We start from the raw sequence: 14955 nt of genomic DNA, 5'->3' as shown, positions 1-14955 counted from the left end.
CGACGTTTACATGAACGCCGCAACCTGCGATTTTCATTCCATGATTGAACTCGTCCGCACCAACGACGCCGTCCTCATCTCCTTCGTCGAATCGCTGATGCGCGACGCCGGCATCGCCTGCTTCGTGGCTGACCAGAACATGAGCGTGCTCGACGGATCGATCGGCATCCTGCCTCGGCGCATCATGGTCGATGCCGACAAGGCCGATGCGGCGCGGCGCATCCTGAAGGATGCCGGCATCGAGAACGAGATCCGCCGGAAATAATGGCAGCATCAACCGCCCTCGCCCCGGACACGCCGGCCCATACGGTCGATGCCTTTCATCGCGGGCGCTTCTGGCTGGTGCAGCCACGGCAGGGCCACCGCGCCGGCATGGATGCCATGATGCTGGCGGCGGCCGTGCCGTCCGGCTTTTCCGGCCGGCTCGCCGATTTCGGCGCCGGCGCCGGTGCGGCCGCGCTTGCCATGCTGTCACGCTGCCCTGCGGCACACGCTGTTCTGGTCGAGCGTTCTGCCGAGATGGCGGCCTTTGCCGCCGCCACGCTTGCGCATCCGGGCAATGCGCATCTCGGCGGCCGCGCCTCGGTGCTTAAGGCCGATGTCACGCTCGCCGGCAAGGCGCGGGCCGAGGCCGGGCTTGCCGACAATTCGTTCGACTTCGTCATCATGAACCCGCCCTTCAATGCTGCGGAGGATCGCGCCACGCCGGATGCGCTGCGCAGAGAGGCGCATGTCACGGAGGACGGGCTGTTCGAGCGCTGGATCAGGAGTGCGGCCGCCGTCGTCAAGCCGCGCGGCGGGCTGGCGGCGATTGTCCGGCCCGAGCAGCTCGTCGCCATCCTCGATGCGATCGAAGGCCGCTTCGGCGACGCCGAGATGCTGTGCGTCCACCCTCGCCCGGACGCTGCGGCGATCCGCATCATCGTCAGGGCGGTGCTCGGCGCGCGCGGAAAACTGTCGATCCGGCCACCGCTGACCTTGCACGGACCATCCGGCAATGGGCCGACGGAGCGGACCGAGATGATCAACAATGGGCTGGCGTCGCTGTTCGGCGATTGATCAGAGGCCGGCAATGCGGCATTGCCGTTGGCCGGCGAATTCCTACATGCCGGGAGCAAGGATGAGGTCCCACCTTGCTCTTGCACCTCTTGCGGAGACAAGCTTTCGTGAAACGCCTCTTCAACCGCCTGCTGCCGAAATCCTGGCGCTCGACTGTCGTCACCATTCCCGTCATCCGGCTGCATGGCACCATCCTGCCCGGCGGCGGCCAGTTCCGGCCGAGCCTGTCGCTCGCTTCGACGGCTGGCGTTATCGAAAAGGCGTTCGGCTTCGACGCGCCGGCGGTTGCGATTTCGATCAACTCGCCGGGCGGCTCGCCGGTGCAGTCGCGGCTGATCTTCAAGCGCATCCGCGACCTGGCGGCGGAAAAGAACAAGAAGGTCTTGGTCTTCGTCGAGGACGTAGCGGCTTCCGGCGGCTATATGATCGCGGTCGCCGGCGACGAGATCTTCGCCGACCCGTCGTCGATCGTCGGCTCGATCGGCGTCGTCTCGGCATCGTTCGGCTTCCCGGAACTGATGAAGAAGATCGGCGTCGAGCGGCGCGTCCACACCGCGGGCCAAAACAAAGCCGTGCTCGACCCCTTCAAGCCGGAGAAGAAGGAAGACGTCGAGCGGCTGAAGGCGCTGCAGCTCGAAGTGCACGAGACCTTCATCGATCTCGTCAAGGAACGGCGCGGCACCAAGCTCAAGGACGATCCTGACCTGTTCACCGGCCTGTTCTGGACCGCCAAGAAGGGCCTGGAGCTCGGTCTGGTCGATGCGCTGGGCGACATGCGCAGCGTGCTCAAGACCCGTTTCGGCGACAAGACGGAGCTCAAGTTGATCACCGCGCCGCGCGGCCTTTTCGGCCGTTTCGGCCTGTTCGGCTCGCGCTTTTCGGCGCCCGACATCGCCGCGGCCGCCGCCAGCGGCATCATCGATGCGGCGGAAGAGCGCGCGCTGTGGGCGCGCTTCAGGCTTTGAAAAAGCCATGATTGCGTCTAGCATAACGCCTGACCGGCCCCATACGGCTGGCCTTGCCGCGCAGTCGCGGGAGGAGTTTTGAGATGCCGCAGATCATTTTCTTCGTTGTCGTCGGCGCCGCCGCCTATTTCGGCTATCGCGCTTTCATCCGCGAGGCCGAGCGCGTGACGGCCAAGATCCGGCGCACCGAAAAACAAGCGGCCAACGGCACGATGGGCACGCTGGTCAAGGATCCGAAGACCGGCGAATACCGTCTGGCCAAGGACTGAGCGTCATCTCGCCAGCAGCCGAAATTCTGGAGCCCGAGGCCAAGTCCCGGACATGGCTTGCGCCTGCCAAGATCAACCTGGCGCTGCATGTCACCGGACGGCGTGCGGACGGCTACCATCTGCTCGACAGCCTTGCCGTGTTCACGCGCTTCGGCGACCGGCTGCAGATCGGGCCGGCCGAGCGTGACGAATTCTCGGTGTCAGGCCCCTTCGCCGCCGGCGTGCCGCTCGATGACGGCAATCTGGTGATCAAGGCCCGCGACGTCTTGCGGCGGCAAGCCGGGGCGCAGCGGACGCCGCCGGTCGCCATCCGGCTGGAGAAGAATTTGCCGATCGCCTCGGGCATCGGCGGCGGATCGAGTGACGCAGCCGCCGCGCTCAACGGCCTTTCGCACCTATGGAACCTCGATATCGACGAAGCCGGACTGACGCGGATCGGGCTGTCGCTCGGCGCCGACCTGCCGATGTGCCTCGAGGCAAAGCCGCTCATTGCGCGCGGCATCGGCGATGAATTGTCGCCGCTGGCGGGCTTTCCGGCGCTGGCGCTGGTTCTGGTCAACCCGGGTGTTGCGGTTTCGACGCCCGAGGTGTTCAAGGCGCTTTCCAGGCGCGACAACGAGGCGTTGCCGCCCTTGCCCGGCCGTCTGGATTTCCACACCATCCGCAACTGGCTCGAGACGACCCGCAACGATCTCGAACCTTCCGCTCAAGCCATCCAGCCGACCGTTGGCGAAGCGCTCAAGGCGCTCAAGAAGGCAGGCGCGGCCTTCGCCCGCATGTCGGGCTCCGGCGCCACCTGTTTCGGCCTGTTCGAGACCGGCAATGTCGCCAAGCGCGCCGCGATCGAGATCCGAGGCCGCCATCCCGGCTGGTTCGTCGCGGCGACGCGCAGCATGGAGGCCGACTGATGGCCAACGAGAGCCGGCCCTTCATCCCGGTGCGCATCGCGGTGCTGACGGTTTCCGATACGCGCGGCCTCGCCGACGACAAATCGGGGCAGACGCTGGCCGACCGCATCGTGGAGGCCGGCCACATATTGGCCGCCCGCGATATCGTCACCGATGATCGCGAAAAGATCCGCGAAAAAGTGCTCGCGTGGTCGAAAGACGAAGCGGTGGATGTCGTCATCACCACCGGCGGCACCGGCTTCACCGGACGAGACGTCACCCCGGAAGCGCTGGAGCCGATCTTCGAAAAACGCATGGACGGTTTTTCCGAAGTCTTCCACCGCATTTCCTATGACAAGATCGGCACCTCCACGATCCAGAGCCGGGCGACGGGCGGTGTCGTCAACGCCACCTTCGTCTTCGTGCTGCCCGGCTCGCCCGGCGCCTGCAAGGACGCCTGGGACGGTATCATCAAGGCACAGCTCGACTACAGGCACATGCCCTGCAACTTCGTCGAGATCATGCCGCGCCTCGACGAGCATCTCAGGCGCGGCGGCAAGCCTGCCTCATAAACCGCAGGCAAAACATTCAATCGGCATCCGGTTTGCAAGCGGAATGGCGCTCCCGCCTTCGAGGCGCCATTCCGAAGCCGATGCGGGCAAAGTACCTTGTGCTGTGAAACAAGGGACAATGCCATCACCGTTCACAGCGGCGGATGCCATTGCGGCAACATCCGCCTGAGCTTCTCCACCGCGCTCGATCCGGCCGGAATGGAAATCCGCGCTTGCCAGTGCTCGTTCTGCACCCGGCATGGGTCGCGTGCTGCCGCCGATCCGAACGGGAAGCTGATCGTCTCGGTCGAGGATAAGTCGCGGCTGCAGGTCTACCGCTTCGGCCTGCGCACCGCCGACTATCTCATCTGCCGCGAATGCGGCGTCTATGTCGCGGCGATCGCCGGCGATGGTGACGACGCCAGGGCGATCGTCATCGTCAACGCGCTCGACGACCGCGAGCAATTCTGTCGCGAACCGATCCCGGTTCGCTACGACGCCGAAAGCCGCGAGCAGCGCCTGGCCAGGCGACGTACCGCCTGGATGCCGGTCGCGATTCAGGGGATTTGACCGGCAAGGTCCGGCTCTAGCGGATGACCGGCTCGCCGTGGAAGCGGCGGCGCGACGGCCGCGAGACGCCGAAGCCGATTTCCATCATCAGCCGTGGTGTGTGCGCCGGCACCGTTCCCATGTGAAAGCCGAACGGGTCCTCGACGAAGCCGAGACCCGCCTCGCCCGTCAGCGTGACGGGGCTTTGCGGACCGTAGACGTCCAGCACCTCTTCCGCAGCGTGGCCGACCAGCAGCGTCAGTTGGTGCTTGAGTGCGCGGCGTCTGTGGCTGCCGCGGACATAGACGTGCGGGCCGGTGCCCGCGTCGACCGGCGAAAGATAGAAGAAGAACTTCAGCATCCGCCAATCGTCGAGGTCGAAATGGTATTTGCCGAGCGAGGCGAGGTTCTTGTCGGCGTCTGAGGCCTTGCCGGTCGGGAAGCTCCACCAGACGCGCGTGGTGATCAACTTGGCCTGGCCCCCGAGATAATGCCGGGCGACGTCGAGAAGCAGCGGATCCTTCTGGATGGCAAGCGCCGCCGGGCAATCGAGGATGCGCTCGAAATAGTGCCCGCTGAGCAGCGAGCGGCCAAATCGCTTTTCCGCCTCGTCATGCTCGCCCGGCATGAATTCGAGACGGCGGTCGAAATTGCCGAAACAGGACGTGCGCTGCGCGAAAGCGGCGATCTCCTCATGAATCGCCGGCGGCAGCATGAAGCCCGAAAACAGTCCGTCAGAACGCAACGCCTCAACCACCGCCCCGCGATCGATGCCGGTGAACATCGTCTCTGCCGCATTCTCCAGCGGGCGGGCTCGTTTGGCGCCCAGCCAGTGCATGCGGCGTCCGGGCATGGTGCGCGCCAGCATGAACATCGGCAGCCAGGCGGGGTTTTCGCGAAGGTCCGTCATGTAGGTCGGGATGCGCACCGCGATGCGGCGGAGCAGGCTGCCGTTGCGGGCAATGGCCTCCAGGCTGGGAGTGCCGGATTTGTCAGGCGTAGCAGGATTCATTGGGTTCCTCAGATATGCGCGGCAGCCTCGAATCGTCGGCCGCTTACCGCTCTGGCATTACCCAAACCCGATTGTCCCGCGTCAAAGGAATGCTAACTTCACGGCAGATTTTGTGCAATGCACAATTAAAATCGTCTTATATAAAAAGTGCGGCATCGCTCTCGTCCACCAACGAGGAAGGATAGGTTACTTCGGCGGCGCGACCCAGATTTCCGCGTTCAGCTTTCTGGTCGCCAGCCCGCGCGCCAGGGCTTCGGCGCTGCGCGCGCTTTTCGCGAGCGCCGCGGCCTGTCGCTTGCTGATGACAAGGCCTTCGGCCAGCGTCCGCTTGCCTGAAAAGACCCGTGCCAGGAACGGCGTGCGGTTGGCGCGGGCGCGCGCGAAGCGCGCGGGCATGGTCTGCCTTGCCGTGTGGGCGACGACCTCGTCAATCCAGCCCTCGGCCAGCCGCGCACCAGGCTCGAGGAACAGCAGCCAGTCGCCCTTGGCCTGGCCGATGCCGGTAGCGATGCTGCCGGCCACATAGTGGCAGCCGGCGTGCTCGGCAACGCGATGCGTCTGGTCGGTCGAGCCGGCGTCGCAGACGATGACGTCGCGTACCACACCTTCGACCGCGCCGCCGATCAGCGAGGCGAGCGTGCGGGCAAGGCCCTCTTCGTCGTTCCGGGTTTCGATGAGAACGCTGAGCATTCCTAGCCGAATAGCGGAAAGCCGGGCGCTGCGCCAGTTGCGCATCCCAGCCGAAAAAGTTCTTGCTTTGTTCTCATCGGCAAAATAGGAATAGTTTCATGAACAGAGCGATTCGACAGCCTGCCGACGGTCCCTGGGAGAGGGCGAAAATGGAACAGATCGTGCGCGCCGACATTGCCGCTTTCGGAGCAGGCAGGGCCGAAATGGCAAATGCGATGATGGAACAGAGCGGCATGCGCGTGCGGCCGGATCGCAACCGCGGGCGCTCCGCCGGCATCAATCCGTCCGGCCGCTTCGAGCCGGTCAGCCGGCATGTGTTCGACGACGGCTGGAACTCGCTGGAAGAACTGCCGCCGTTCAAGACGGAGGTGCAGGTCGAGAAGCCGCGCACCATCATCACGCGCAACGAATCGCCGGACATTTCCTTCGACCGTTCGATCAACCCCTATCGCGGCTGCGAGCATGGCTGCGTCTATTGCTTCGCCAGGCCGACGCATGCCTTCATGGGCCTGTCGCCGGGGCTCGATTTCGAATCGAAGCTCTTCGCCAAGCCGGATGCGGCACGCATGCTGGACAGGGAATTGTCGAAGCCCGGCTACCAGCCGCGCACCATCGCCATCGGCACCAACACCGACCCCTACCAGCCGATCGAGAAGCAGTACCGGATCATGCGCGAGATCCTGGAAGTACTGGAGGCGCGCGGCCATCCGGTCGGCATCGTCACCAAGTCGGCGCTGGTGACGCGCGATATCGACATCCTGTCGCGCATGGCCGAACGCGGCCTTGCCAAGGTGGCACTGTCGGTGACGACGCTCGACCGCATGCTGGCAAGGACGATGGAGCCCCGCGCGTCGACGCCGACGAAGCGGCTGGAGGCGATAAGGCAACTTTCGGATGCCGGTGTCCCCGCCTCGGTGATGGTGGCGCCGATCATTCCAGGCCTCAACGATCCGGAGATGGAGCGTATCCTCGATTCGGCGCGTGCCGCCGGCGCCAGGGAAGCCGGCTATGTCGTGCTGCGCCTGCCGCTCGAGGTGGCGCCGATCTTCAAGGACTGGCTCTTGCGCCATTATCCGGATCGCTACCGACATGTGATGTCGCTGATCCGCTCGATGCGCGACGGCAAGGATTACGATTCGGAATGGGGCAAGCGCATGAAGGGCGCCGGACCCTATGCCTGGCAGATCGGCCGGCGCTTCGAGATCGCCGCTAAGCGGCTCGGCCTCAATGCCGAGCGGCGGCAGCTTCGGACCGACCAATTCGTCGCAGGCTCCGGCGCCGGCGAACAGTTGATGCTGCTGTGAAGACGGTGCCGGCCGAAAGGCCGGCGCCAAGCAACTCGGGAGAACGGGTTTTCCGCCCGGATTGCGACCCGCTAAGTATTTGTTTTTACGCAATTCCGAACGGAAAAGCCGCTGTGTAATTTTCCTGGAATTGCTCAAGAACCCCGTCCGGCCCCTGTCCCCCGGCCGTGAGACGGTGCCCTCCCGGTCCGACGCCCCATCCGACCCGGAGGGACTTGCGGAGAATCGGAGCCGATGCGAACCTGGCCCGCACTATGGCTCGCGCGCGTTCCGATTCTCCGCTTCTCTTTGAAATGGTCGAGAAACCCGACTTCTCCATCGAGACGAAGGCGATGGCAGACGGGCTGTGGCCTGTCGCGGGCATGGATGAGGCTGGCCGGGGGCCGCTCGCCGGTCCGGTTGTGGCGGCGGCCGTGGTGCTCGACCCAGCCAACATTCCCGAGGGGCTCGACGACTCGAAGCGCCTCACCCGTCTGCAGCGCGAGGCGCTGTTCCTCAAAATCCTGGGCTCGGCGCTCAGCGTCTCGATGGCCTCGATCAGCGCCGAAGGCATCGACAGCAGCAACATTCTGAAAGCCAGCCTGGAAGCGATGCGCCGCGCCGCCGCCGGCCTGTCGCTGCAGCCGAAACTGGCTTTAGCCGACGGTCGCGACGTGCCGCCAGGCCTCACCTGCGAGGGCCGCGCACTGATCAAGGGCGACCAGCGCTCACAATCGATCGCCGCCGCATCGATCGTCGCCAAAGTGATGCGCGACCGCATGATGTGCGGCTGCGGCGGCCATCACGAGCATTACGGCTTCGAAATGCATATGGGCTACGCGACGATCCGGCACCGCACCGCGATCGAAGCGCATGGACCGGTGGCAAGACTGCACCGGGCATCGTTCGCGCCGTTCCGGCTGGGTGGGGTTGAGGTGGCGGAAGAGGAAGAAGGCTTGATCGGGCTGGAATGAGCGGACATCGATAAGCTTATCTCCCCCCTTGTGAGAGATCAGCAGCTTCCGCGCCGCACTCCCTCTCGAAAACAAAAAAAGGCGCCGGGTTGCCCAGGCGGCTTTTTGATTCTGTAACCGCGAGACCCGTCAGTTGAGCTTGGCCTTCATGTCCTGCAGCGCGGACTTGAACAGGTCCGCTCCGGCCTTGGCGTCGACCTTGGCGGCCAGCAGCGCGCGAGCGGCCTCGACGGCGATGTCGACGGCGCTGGCGCGCACCTCGCCGATCGCTTCGCGCTCGGCCTGGCTGATCTTCTGCTCGGCAAGTGCGGTGCGCCGCGCGACATAGTCCTCGGTCTTCTTGTGCGCCTCGGAGGCAAGGAGTTCGGCCTCGCGCTTGGCGGCGGCGACGATGTCGGCGGCCTCCTTCTCGGCTTCCTTGCGCTTCTGCTGGTATTGGCCGAGCAACTGCTGGGCCTCCTCACGCAGGCGGCGCGCTTCCTCGAGCTCGCTGCTGATCTTGGCCGCGCGGGCGTCGAGCGACTTGGCGAGCATGCCCGGCACCTTCAGATAGATGACGGCACCGAGGAAGATGATCAGGGCAATCGTGGCCCAGAGTGTCGCGAGTGATGTGGCGTCCATGATGCCCTCCTCACCGGGTCGCGGATTTGACCGCGGCCGAAATCTCGGCCTTGTCGGTCTTGCCGCCGACCAGCGCCTCGACAATGGCCGACGTGGTGTCCTCGGCGATCGTGCCGACTTCCTTCATCGCCTTGGCCTTGATCGAGGCGATGCTCGCCTCGGCCTCGCCGAGCTTCTTCTCGAGTTCCGCCTCGAGCTTCTTGCGCGTGCTTTCGGCTTCGGTCTTGGCGGCGTCGCTCGCCTGCTGGCCGATCGTATTGGCGCGTGTCTTGGCTTCCGCCAGTTCCTGCTCATAGGCGGCAACGGCCGCGTCCGCCTCGCCCTTCAGCCTGGCGGCGTGGTCGAGATCCTGGGTGATACGGTCGTTACGGACATCGATGATGCCACCGAGACGCGGCATGACAACCCGCTTCAGGAACAGATAGAAGAGCCCGAAGGTGATGACCAGCCACAGGATCTGCGACGGGAAGGTCTCGGCATTGAACGGCGGGAACGTGCCATGCTCCTCGGCAGGCACGGCGGTGCCTGCATGCGTCTCGCCTTCGGCCGCGGCTGGCGCGGTTTCTTGCGCAAAGGCAGATGTCACGAACATCTCATTCCCCTGTCCATGGAACGGGGCCGCACCATGCGGCCCCATGCATCAACTCTGGCTCTTACTTGAAGACCAGGAGCAGAGCGATCAGGAGCGAGAAGATGCCCAGAGCTTCGGTCACGGCGAAGCCGAAGATCAGGCGGCCGAACTGGCCGTCAGCAGCCGACGGGTTGCGGAGCGCGCCCGAGAGATAGCTGCCGAAGATGTTGCCGAGGCCGATGCCGGCGCCGCCCATGCCAATGCAGGCGATACCAGCGCCGATAGCAGCTGCTGCAGTTGCGTCCATTTCAAAACTCCTGTGGTTTTTCGTAATCGTTGCGGTTGGTACGTTGGGTATGCTGGCGCCGGAGCGCCGGTGAAAATCGGTCAGTGGCTCGGGTGCAGAGCGTCGTTCAGATACATGCAGGTCAGCACCGCGAAGACATAGGCCTGCAGGAAGGCGACCAGCAATTCCAGCGCCGTCAACGCGACCGCCATGGCGAGCGGCAGCACCGAGCCGGCAATACCGACGACGCCGAACGCGCTGAGGCTGACGACAAAGCCAGAAAACACCTTCAGAGTGATGTGCCCGGCCAGCATGTTGGCGAAAAGACGAACCGAGAGGCTGACGGGACGCGAGACGAAGGAAATGATTTCGATCGCCACCACCAGCGGCAAAAGATAGCCGGGCACGCCGTGCGGCACGAACAGCTTGAGGAAGCCGAAGCCGTGCTTGGCGAAGCCGTAGACGAGGACGGTGCCGATGACCAGCGCGGCCAGCGTGAAGGTGACGATGATGTGGCTGGTGACGGTGAAGAAATAAGGGAACAGGCCGATCAGATTGGCGACCAGCACGAACATGAACAGCGAGAACACCAGCGGGAAGAACTGCATTCCCTGCTTGCCCGCCGCGTCGCGCAGCATGTTGCCGACGAACTCGTAGGCCATTTCCGACATCGACTGCAGGCGGCCCGGGATGAGGGCGCGGCTGGCGGTGCTCATGTAGAGGAAGGCAGAAGCGACGATGATCGTCACGACCATGAACAGAGCGGAGTTGGTGAAGGAGACGTCGTAGCCGCCGATATGAAGCGGGATGATCGGATGGATCTGGAACTGGTGGATCGGATCGACCTTGTCAGCAGCAGCCACTTTAAATCCCCGTCAAAGCCACAACCGGCTTCTTAAGTTTCTTTCGCGCCTTGCGGCGCCTCGTCTCATTCCTTCGGCTCGGGTGGCTTGCCGCCCTGACCGAACTGCGGTGCAAGTCCCGCCGAACGCAGGACATTGAGTATACCGGCGCCAAAGCCCAGCAACAGGCCGACGATCAGACCCCAAGGCGCCGTTCCCGCCAAGCGGTCGATGATCCAGCCCAAGCCGACACCAACCACCACCCCGGCGATGAACTCGCTGGACAGCTTCAGTGCCTGACCGTAACCGGTCGCAGCGTTCGCTTCGTCTTTCCCCTCGAGCCGGTCCGTGCGTCTTGTCGCAAGCGATGCTTCAAGCTCGCGCCGGCGGCGCTCAAGTTCGTCGTCGCGGATGGTGGCTTCTGGCTGCCTGCCGCGGCCGGTTTCTCCGGTTCCGTCTGGCCCTTTCTTGTCGGCCATCGCAACCCCCCTGCCCGGGCAGACGATCACCGTCCGTCCGCTTCTAAAGTCGCCGGCAACATAGTTAGAGGGTCCGCGCCCGTCAAGCCACGGGCCGAACTTCGAAGCGATGTATTTTCGCTTTTTAAATCAATGACTTATTCGGGTGCGACATCGTGCCCGTCACGCCCGCGCGGGGACTCGGCGCGAATCCGCCCGGCAAGCCGCGCCGATCGGTGCGCGCGCCAGGCCGCGCAGAATGCCGTCGGAGGCCTCGCTCGAGCGGGTCAGCTCCAGCCGCCGCCATAGGTGCGATAGAAGATATGCAGGCCGATCCTGGTCATGCGTTGCATGGCGCGCGCCCAGCCGGGATGGACGTAATTGGCGTAATAGTGGGTCGAGGATCCGACCTCGGGGATGAATATCTTGCCGGCGGTCACCGCCATTGCGACGTCCTGGGCGGTCTTGTAGGCGACCGGGTCGCTGATGCGCTTCTTCCTGCCGTCGCAGGCGAAGGAGAACTGGCAGCGGTTGAACCAGTTGTCGTTCTGGTAGACGACGCCGCAGATCGTCTTCGGATAAGCGGGGTTGCGGACGCGGTTCAGGATCACCTGCGCCACCGCGGCCTGTCCGCGCACCGGTTCGCTGCGCGCCTCGAAATAGATGCCCTTGGCGAGGCACTCCTGTTCCGGCTTGGAGAAGACGGCCGCCGGCAGCGGGTTCTGCATCCACGCGTGGTCGCCCTTGCCCATCGGCGGGATGAAGCGGCCGTCGTTCGGATCGTCCTGCAGCAGCGCCTCGAAGGGCGAGGCCTTGGCATAGTCGGGCGCCGACTGGGCATAGGCGGTGGCGAGGATATCCGGCTTGTCGTTGTTGACGAGGGCGACGAGGGCCGCCGGCAAGTCGGGATCGGGCTTCTTGTCCTCGCGGATATGGAAGGCCTGGGCGATCTGGACTTCCCTGCCCTTGATGCCGGGCTTGGCGAAAGTGAGCTTCAGGCCGCTGTCCATCGCGGGGCGAAGCAGCGAGGACGTGCGCTCGAAGATCGAGCCGGCGCTGAAGTTCTTGGGCGGCGCAACGGGCGAGACCTGGACGAGGCGGCCCTTCTTGTCGGCGCGCACGACACGATCCTCGTCGGGCGTGGCGCCGGCGACATTGCCCTTGCCGCGGAACGCCACCGTGCCGACGCCCGGCAATTCCACGCCGGAGCCGGAGATCGAGCCCGTGGCGGCCGAATCGACGAAAGGCATCTCGGCGGCGTGCACCGAGCCGGCGACGGATTTTTCGACATAGGCGTTCCAGCGATGGCTGGGCGATTCCAGACCGGAAACGAGGCTTGCCATGTCCTGATAGGCGACGACGGACGGAAAGCCGACCCAGAAGCCGAGGCCAAGGAGCACAGGAGGAAGGACGGAACGTTTCTTCTCACCGGCGGCGGCCAGAAGCCGCTTAAAAACGCGTCGATGCACGGAACTCTCCAGGAAACGCTACTGACCCGACTGGAGAGCCAAAATGATGCATTAACCTTGATGCCGGGTTAACGACATCGATCGTGTTTATTTTATGTTGAAGGCAAGCCGGCTTCCCACTGCTGTGGAAAGCTGGCCAGGAATCAGGCGGTGCGCAGGAAGATCGGCCAGGCGATCGCCGCGCATATCGCGGCTGCGAGCCACACGCCCGGCCATGCGAACAGAAGCAACAGCCAGGGAATGGCGATCGGCACCAGGCAGAAGCCGACGAAGACGAGGGTGTTGGCGAGGCTGAGCGCGGTGCCGACATGGCCAGCGCCGGCAAGCGTCGCCAGTTCGGTATAGGCAACGCCGTGCCAGGCCGAGACGGAGATGCCGGCCACGACCACCATGGCGGGAAGGAGCAGCATCAGCGCCGGCTGCGTTGCCGCCACGATCACTAGCAGCCACAGGACCAGGAAGGCCAGCGCGCTGAGCACGCTGCAGAATTTCAAGAACGGCCGGCGGTTTCCGTGGCGGTCGGTGAAGCGGCCGCTCCAGACGCGCATCACCATGGCGCCGGTCTGCACGAGGGCAAGACTGGCGCTGGTTACCCATGTGCCCATGCCGGCGAAGTCGTGCAGGAAGACGGCGGCAAAGGTGAGCACCGCCACCTGCGGGAAGCAGAGTAAACCGATAGCCGTCGAGATGCGCCAGACCTCGATGTTGCGCAGCGGCGCCGGACCGCTCGTCGCGGCGGCGCCGTGCGCGTCGCCTTGCGTCGGCGGCTCGTACAGCCAGCGCCAGGCGAAGAAAGCCGAGAGCGCGGATAGAGCCGCAAGCAGACCGAAGACAGCGACAAAGCCCAAGGCCACAGCTAGCGAAGGCAAGACGAGCGCGCCGAGCCCGCCGCCGAGCGGCACCGCCGTCTGTCTTATGCTCATGGCGAAGCCGCGCTCGCCTTCACCGAACCAGCCCATGATGGCACGGCCGCTGGAACCGTTGACGCTGCCGCCGAGCAGCCCGGCAACGAGCAGGCTTGCCGACAGCAGCGTGACGCCGGGAACGTTTGTTTTCGTCGGCACGACGAGCATCGCCATGATGAGAAGCCATGCCGCCGTCGCGCCGAGCCCGGTCAAGAGCACGCGGCGGTCGCCCCAACGGTCGGTGAGCACGCCCCAGGGCAGTTCGCTGAGCGCCACGCCGAGGCCGAGAAGACCGAGCGCCAGTCCAAGCGAGGCATTGTCGAGCTGATAGCCCTGGCGCATCACCACAGCGGTTGCCGGTATGCCGGAGAAGGTGGCGGAGAAGCCGGCATTGGCGGCGACGCCGATGCCCAGCACCTTCCAGCGATGGTTGGGTCCGAAGCTCCAACCGGCCGAGGCGGTGATGCCTCGCCCAGACGGCTGGCATTGGTTGCGGGTGACGATGGCTGACATGATTCCATTCCCGTGACGGCCGGCCGACCGGCCTTGACGGGGCGGATGTAGCGCCATAGCTTGATTCATAAAATCAGGAAGTTCTTGATCGACAATCCTGAAAATAAGGACGATCTCATGCGACGCGTCACGTTCGACCTCGACGTCCTCAGGACCTTCGTCACCGGCATGGAACTCGGCAGCTTCGCCAAGGCGGCTGAAAGGCTCGGCCGCTCGACCTCCGCCGTCAGCGCGCAGTTGAAGAAGCTGGAGGAGCAGGCGGCGACGCCGATCTTCCGCAAGGCAGGGCGCGGCCTGGCGCTTACCGAGGCCGGCGAGACCATGCTCGGCTATGCGCGGCGTCTGATCGAGCTCAATGACGAGGCGGCTTCCGCCATCCGCGATGTCGAGCTGGAAGGCTGGGTGCGGCTCGGCCTGCAGGAGGATTTCGGCGAAGCCGTGCTGCCGGAAGTGCTCGGCCGCTTCGCCCGCGCCCACCCCAAGGTCCGGATCGAAGCGCGGATCGGACGCAGCCATGAACTCGCCGAACGCGTCCTTGCCGGCAGCCTCGACATCGCGCTCGCCTGGCACGACGGCACGACGCTGCCATACAGCCGGCATGTCGCCGATGTGCAGGCGCGCTGGATCGGTCCGGCGAAACAGATCGAGGCGGACGCACGCCACGGCGAAGCGCTGCCACTGGTGGTGTTCGAGGCGCCCTGCCTGCTGCGCACCGTGGCGACAGAGACGCTCGACCGGGCCGGGCTTGCCTGGCGCATGGCGTTCTCGAGCCCCAGCCTTGGCGGCATCTGGGCGGCTGTCGCGGCCGGTCTTGGGCTGACGATCCGCACCGATATCGGCCTGCCCGCTAATGTCAGGGCGCTCGCGCCCGGTCTGCTCGGCTTGCCGGCCTTGCCGAAGATGGCGCTGCATCTGCATCAGAAGGATGCCGAGCTCGATCCGGTGGCCGCGCGGCTGGCCGACATTCTGTTGCAGGCGGCTTTCGAGGCGCTGCCTGAAAGCGCCGAGATGAAAGAGAAGCTGCTGAAAGTGGCTTAGTCTCTAGGTCTGC

The 14955-nt window shown here is 64.9% G+C and carries 19 protein-coding genes; 10 read left to right on the top strand and 9 right to left on the bottom strand.

What is annotated here, in order from left to right; genetic code table 11:
• Positions 1–40 precede the first annotated feature (40 nt).
• From AU465_RS31385 to AU465_RS31355, 7 genes are all read left to right on the top strand, one after another.
• Positions 41–265 (top strand): putative signal transducing protein, encoded by a 225-nt coding sequence (locus AU465_RS31385; RefSeq protein WP_059186744.1) that lies wholly within the window; start codon positions 41–43, stop codon positions 263–265.
• Entirely contained in the window at positions 265–1059 is a 795-nt protein-coding gene (locus tag AU465_RS31380; protein WP_192256626.1) for a tRNA1(Val) (adenine(37)-N6)-methyltransferase, read from the top strand. Before AU465_RS31385 ends, AU465_RS31380 begins: the two co-directional genes overlap by 1 nt.
• 107 nt (positions 1060–1166) lie before the next feature.
• Entirely contained in the window at positions 1167–2024 is an 858-nt protein-coding gene (locus AU465_RS31375; protein WP_192256623.1) for a S49 family peptidase, read from the top strand.
• A gap of 83 nt (positions 2025–2107) precedes the next feature.
• Complete coding sequence (locus AU465_RS31370) at positions 2108–2293, top strand: membrane protein (RefSeq protein WP_040971812.1); 186 nt, start codon at positions 2108–2110, stop codon at positions 2291–2293.
• Positions 2294–2319: 26 nt separating this feature from the next.
• On the top strand, positions 2320–3201 hold the full coding sequence (locus AU465_RS31365) for a 4-(cytidine 5'-diphospho)-2-C-methyl-D-erythritol kinase (protein ID WP_192256806.1): 882 nt from the start codon (positions 2320–2322) through the stop codon (positions 3199–3201).
• On the top strand, positions 3201–3752 hold the full coding sequence (gene moaB, locus AU465_RS31360) for a molybdenum cofactor biosynthesis protein B (RefSeq protein WP_192256621.1): 552 nt from the start codon (positions 3201–3203) through the stop codon (positions 3750–3752). The genes AU465_RS31365 and moaB overlap by 1 nt, the downstream gene beginning before the upstream one ends.
• A 96-nt stretch (positions 3753–3848) precedes the next feature.
• Complete coding sequence (locus tag AU465_RS31355; protein WP_192256619.1) at positions 3849–4301, top strand: GFA family protein; 453 nt, start codon at positions 3849–3851, stop codon at positions 4299–4301.
• Between the two features lie 16 nt (positions 4302–4317).
• Here AU465_RS31355 and AU465_RS31350 read toward each other — a convergent pair whose 3' ends face one another.
• The gene (locus AU465_RS31350; protein ID WP_192256617.1) at positions 4318–5292 is read right to left on the bottom strand and encodes a hypothetical protein; all 975 of its coding nucleotides are present in this window, start codon (positions 5290–5292) and stop codon (positions 4318–4320) included.
• Positions 5293–5478: 186 nt separating this feature from the next.
• On the bottom strand, positions 5479–5982 hold the full coding sequence (locus AU465_RS31345) for a glycosyltransferase (RefSeq protein WP_192256615.1): 504 nt from the start codon (positions 5980–5982) through the stop codon (positions 5479–5481).
• A gap of 149 nt (positions 5983–6131) precedes the next feature.
• Between AU465_RS31345 and AU465_RS31340 the strand changes: the two genes are divergently transcribed.
• Both AU465_RS31340 and rnhB read left to right on the top strand, forming a co-directional pair.
• Positions 6132–7286, top strand: a complete 1155-nt coding sequence (locus AU465_RS31340; RefSeq protein ID WP_192256613.1) for a PA0069 family radical SAM protein — start codon at positions 6132–6134, stop codon at positions 7284–7286.
• 254 nt (positions 7287–7540) lie between these two features.
• Positions 7541–8239, top strand: a complete 699-nt coding sequence (gene rnhB / locus AU465_RS31335; RefSeq protein ID WP_192256611.1) for a ribonuclease HII — start codon at positions 7541–7543, stop codon at positions 8237–8239.
• Between the two features lie 129 nt (positions 8240–8368).
• On the opposite strand, the gene AU465_RS31330 is transcribed toward rnhB, so the two are convergent.
• The 7 genes from AU465_RS31330 to AU465_RS31300 form a co-directional block, all read right to left on the bottom strand.
• Positions 8369–8860: a F0F1 ATP synthase subunit B gene (locus AU465_RS31330; RefSeq protein ID WP_192256609.1), complete on the bottom strand. Its 492-nt coding sequence runs from the start codon at positions 8858–8860 to the stop codon at positions 8369–8371.
• A 10-nt stretch (positions 8861–8870) separates the two neighbouring features.
• Positions 8871–9452: a F0F1 ATP synthase subunit B gene (locus tag AU465_RS31325; protein WP_192256607.1), complete on the bottom strand. Its 582-nt coding sequence runs from the start codon at positions 9450–9452 to the stop codon at positions 8871–8873.
• Between the two features lie 61 nt (positions 9453–9513).
• On the bottom strand, positions 9514–9738 hold the full coding sequence (locus AU465_RS31320) for a F0F1 ATP synthase subunit C (protein WP_027164582.1): 225 nt from the start codon (positions 9736–9738) through the stop codon (positions 9514–9516).
• 80 nt (positions 9739–9818) lie between these two features.
• Positions 9819–10580, bottom strand: a complete 762-nt coding sequence (locus AU465_RS31315) for a F0F1 ATP synthase subunit A (RefSeq protein ID WP_192256605.1) — start codon at positions 10578–10580, stop codon at positions 9819–9821.
• A 65-nt stretch (positions 10581–10645) separates the two neighbouring features.
• On the bottom strand, positions 10646–11038 hold the full coding sequence (locus AU465_RS31310) for an AtpZ/AtpI family protein (RefSeq protein ID WP_192256603.1): 393 nt from the start codon (positions 11036–11038) through the stop codon (positions 10646–10648).
• 266 nt (positions 11039–11304) lie between these two features.
• Complete coding sequence (locus AU465_RS31305) at positions 11305–12486, bottom strand: cell wall hydrolase (RefSeq protein ID WP_192256601.1); 1182 nt, start codon at positions 12484–12486, stop codon at positions 11305–11307.
• A 143-nt stretch (positions 12487–12629) separates the two neighbouring features.
• Complete coding sequence (locus AU465_RS31300; RefSeq protein ID WP_192256599.1) at positions 12630–13904, bottom strand: MFS transporter; 1275 nt, start codon at positions 13902–13904, stop codon at positions 12630–12632.
• 117 nt (positions 13905–14021) lie between these two features.
• Between AU465_RS31300 and AU465_RS31295 the strand changes: the two genes are divergently transcribed.
• Positions 14022–14942 carry a LysR substrate-binding domain-containing protein gene (locus AU465_RS31295; protein ID WP_192256597.1) on the top strand — a complete coding sequence of 307 codons (921 nt, stop codon included), beginning with the start codon at positions 14022–14024 and terminating at the stop codon, positions 14940–14942.
• Positions 14943–14955 lie beyond the last annotated feature (13 nt).

Origin of the sequence: Mesorhizobium silamurunense, from assembly GCF_014843905.1 — a bacterium.
In the GTDB taxonomy this organism is placed as follows: domain Bacteria; phylum Pseudomonadota; class Alphaproteobacteria; order Rhizobiales; family Rhizobiaceae; genus Mesorhizobium; species Mesorhizobium silamurunense.
Note: the sequence above shows the minus strand (reverse complement) of the source record. Positions and strands in the feature narration are given on the sequence as shown.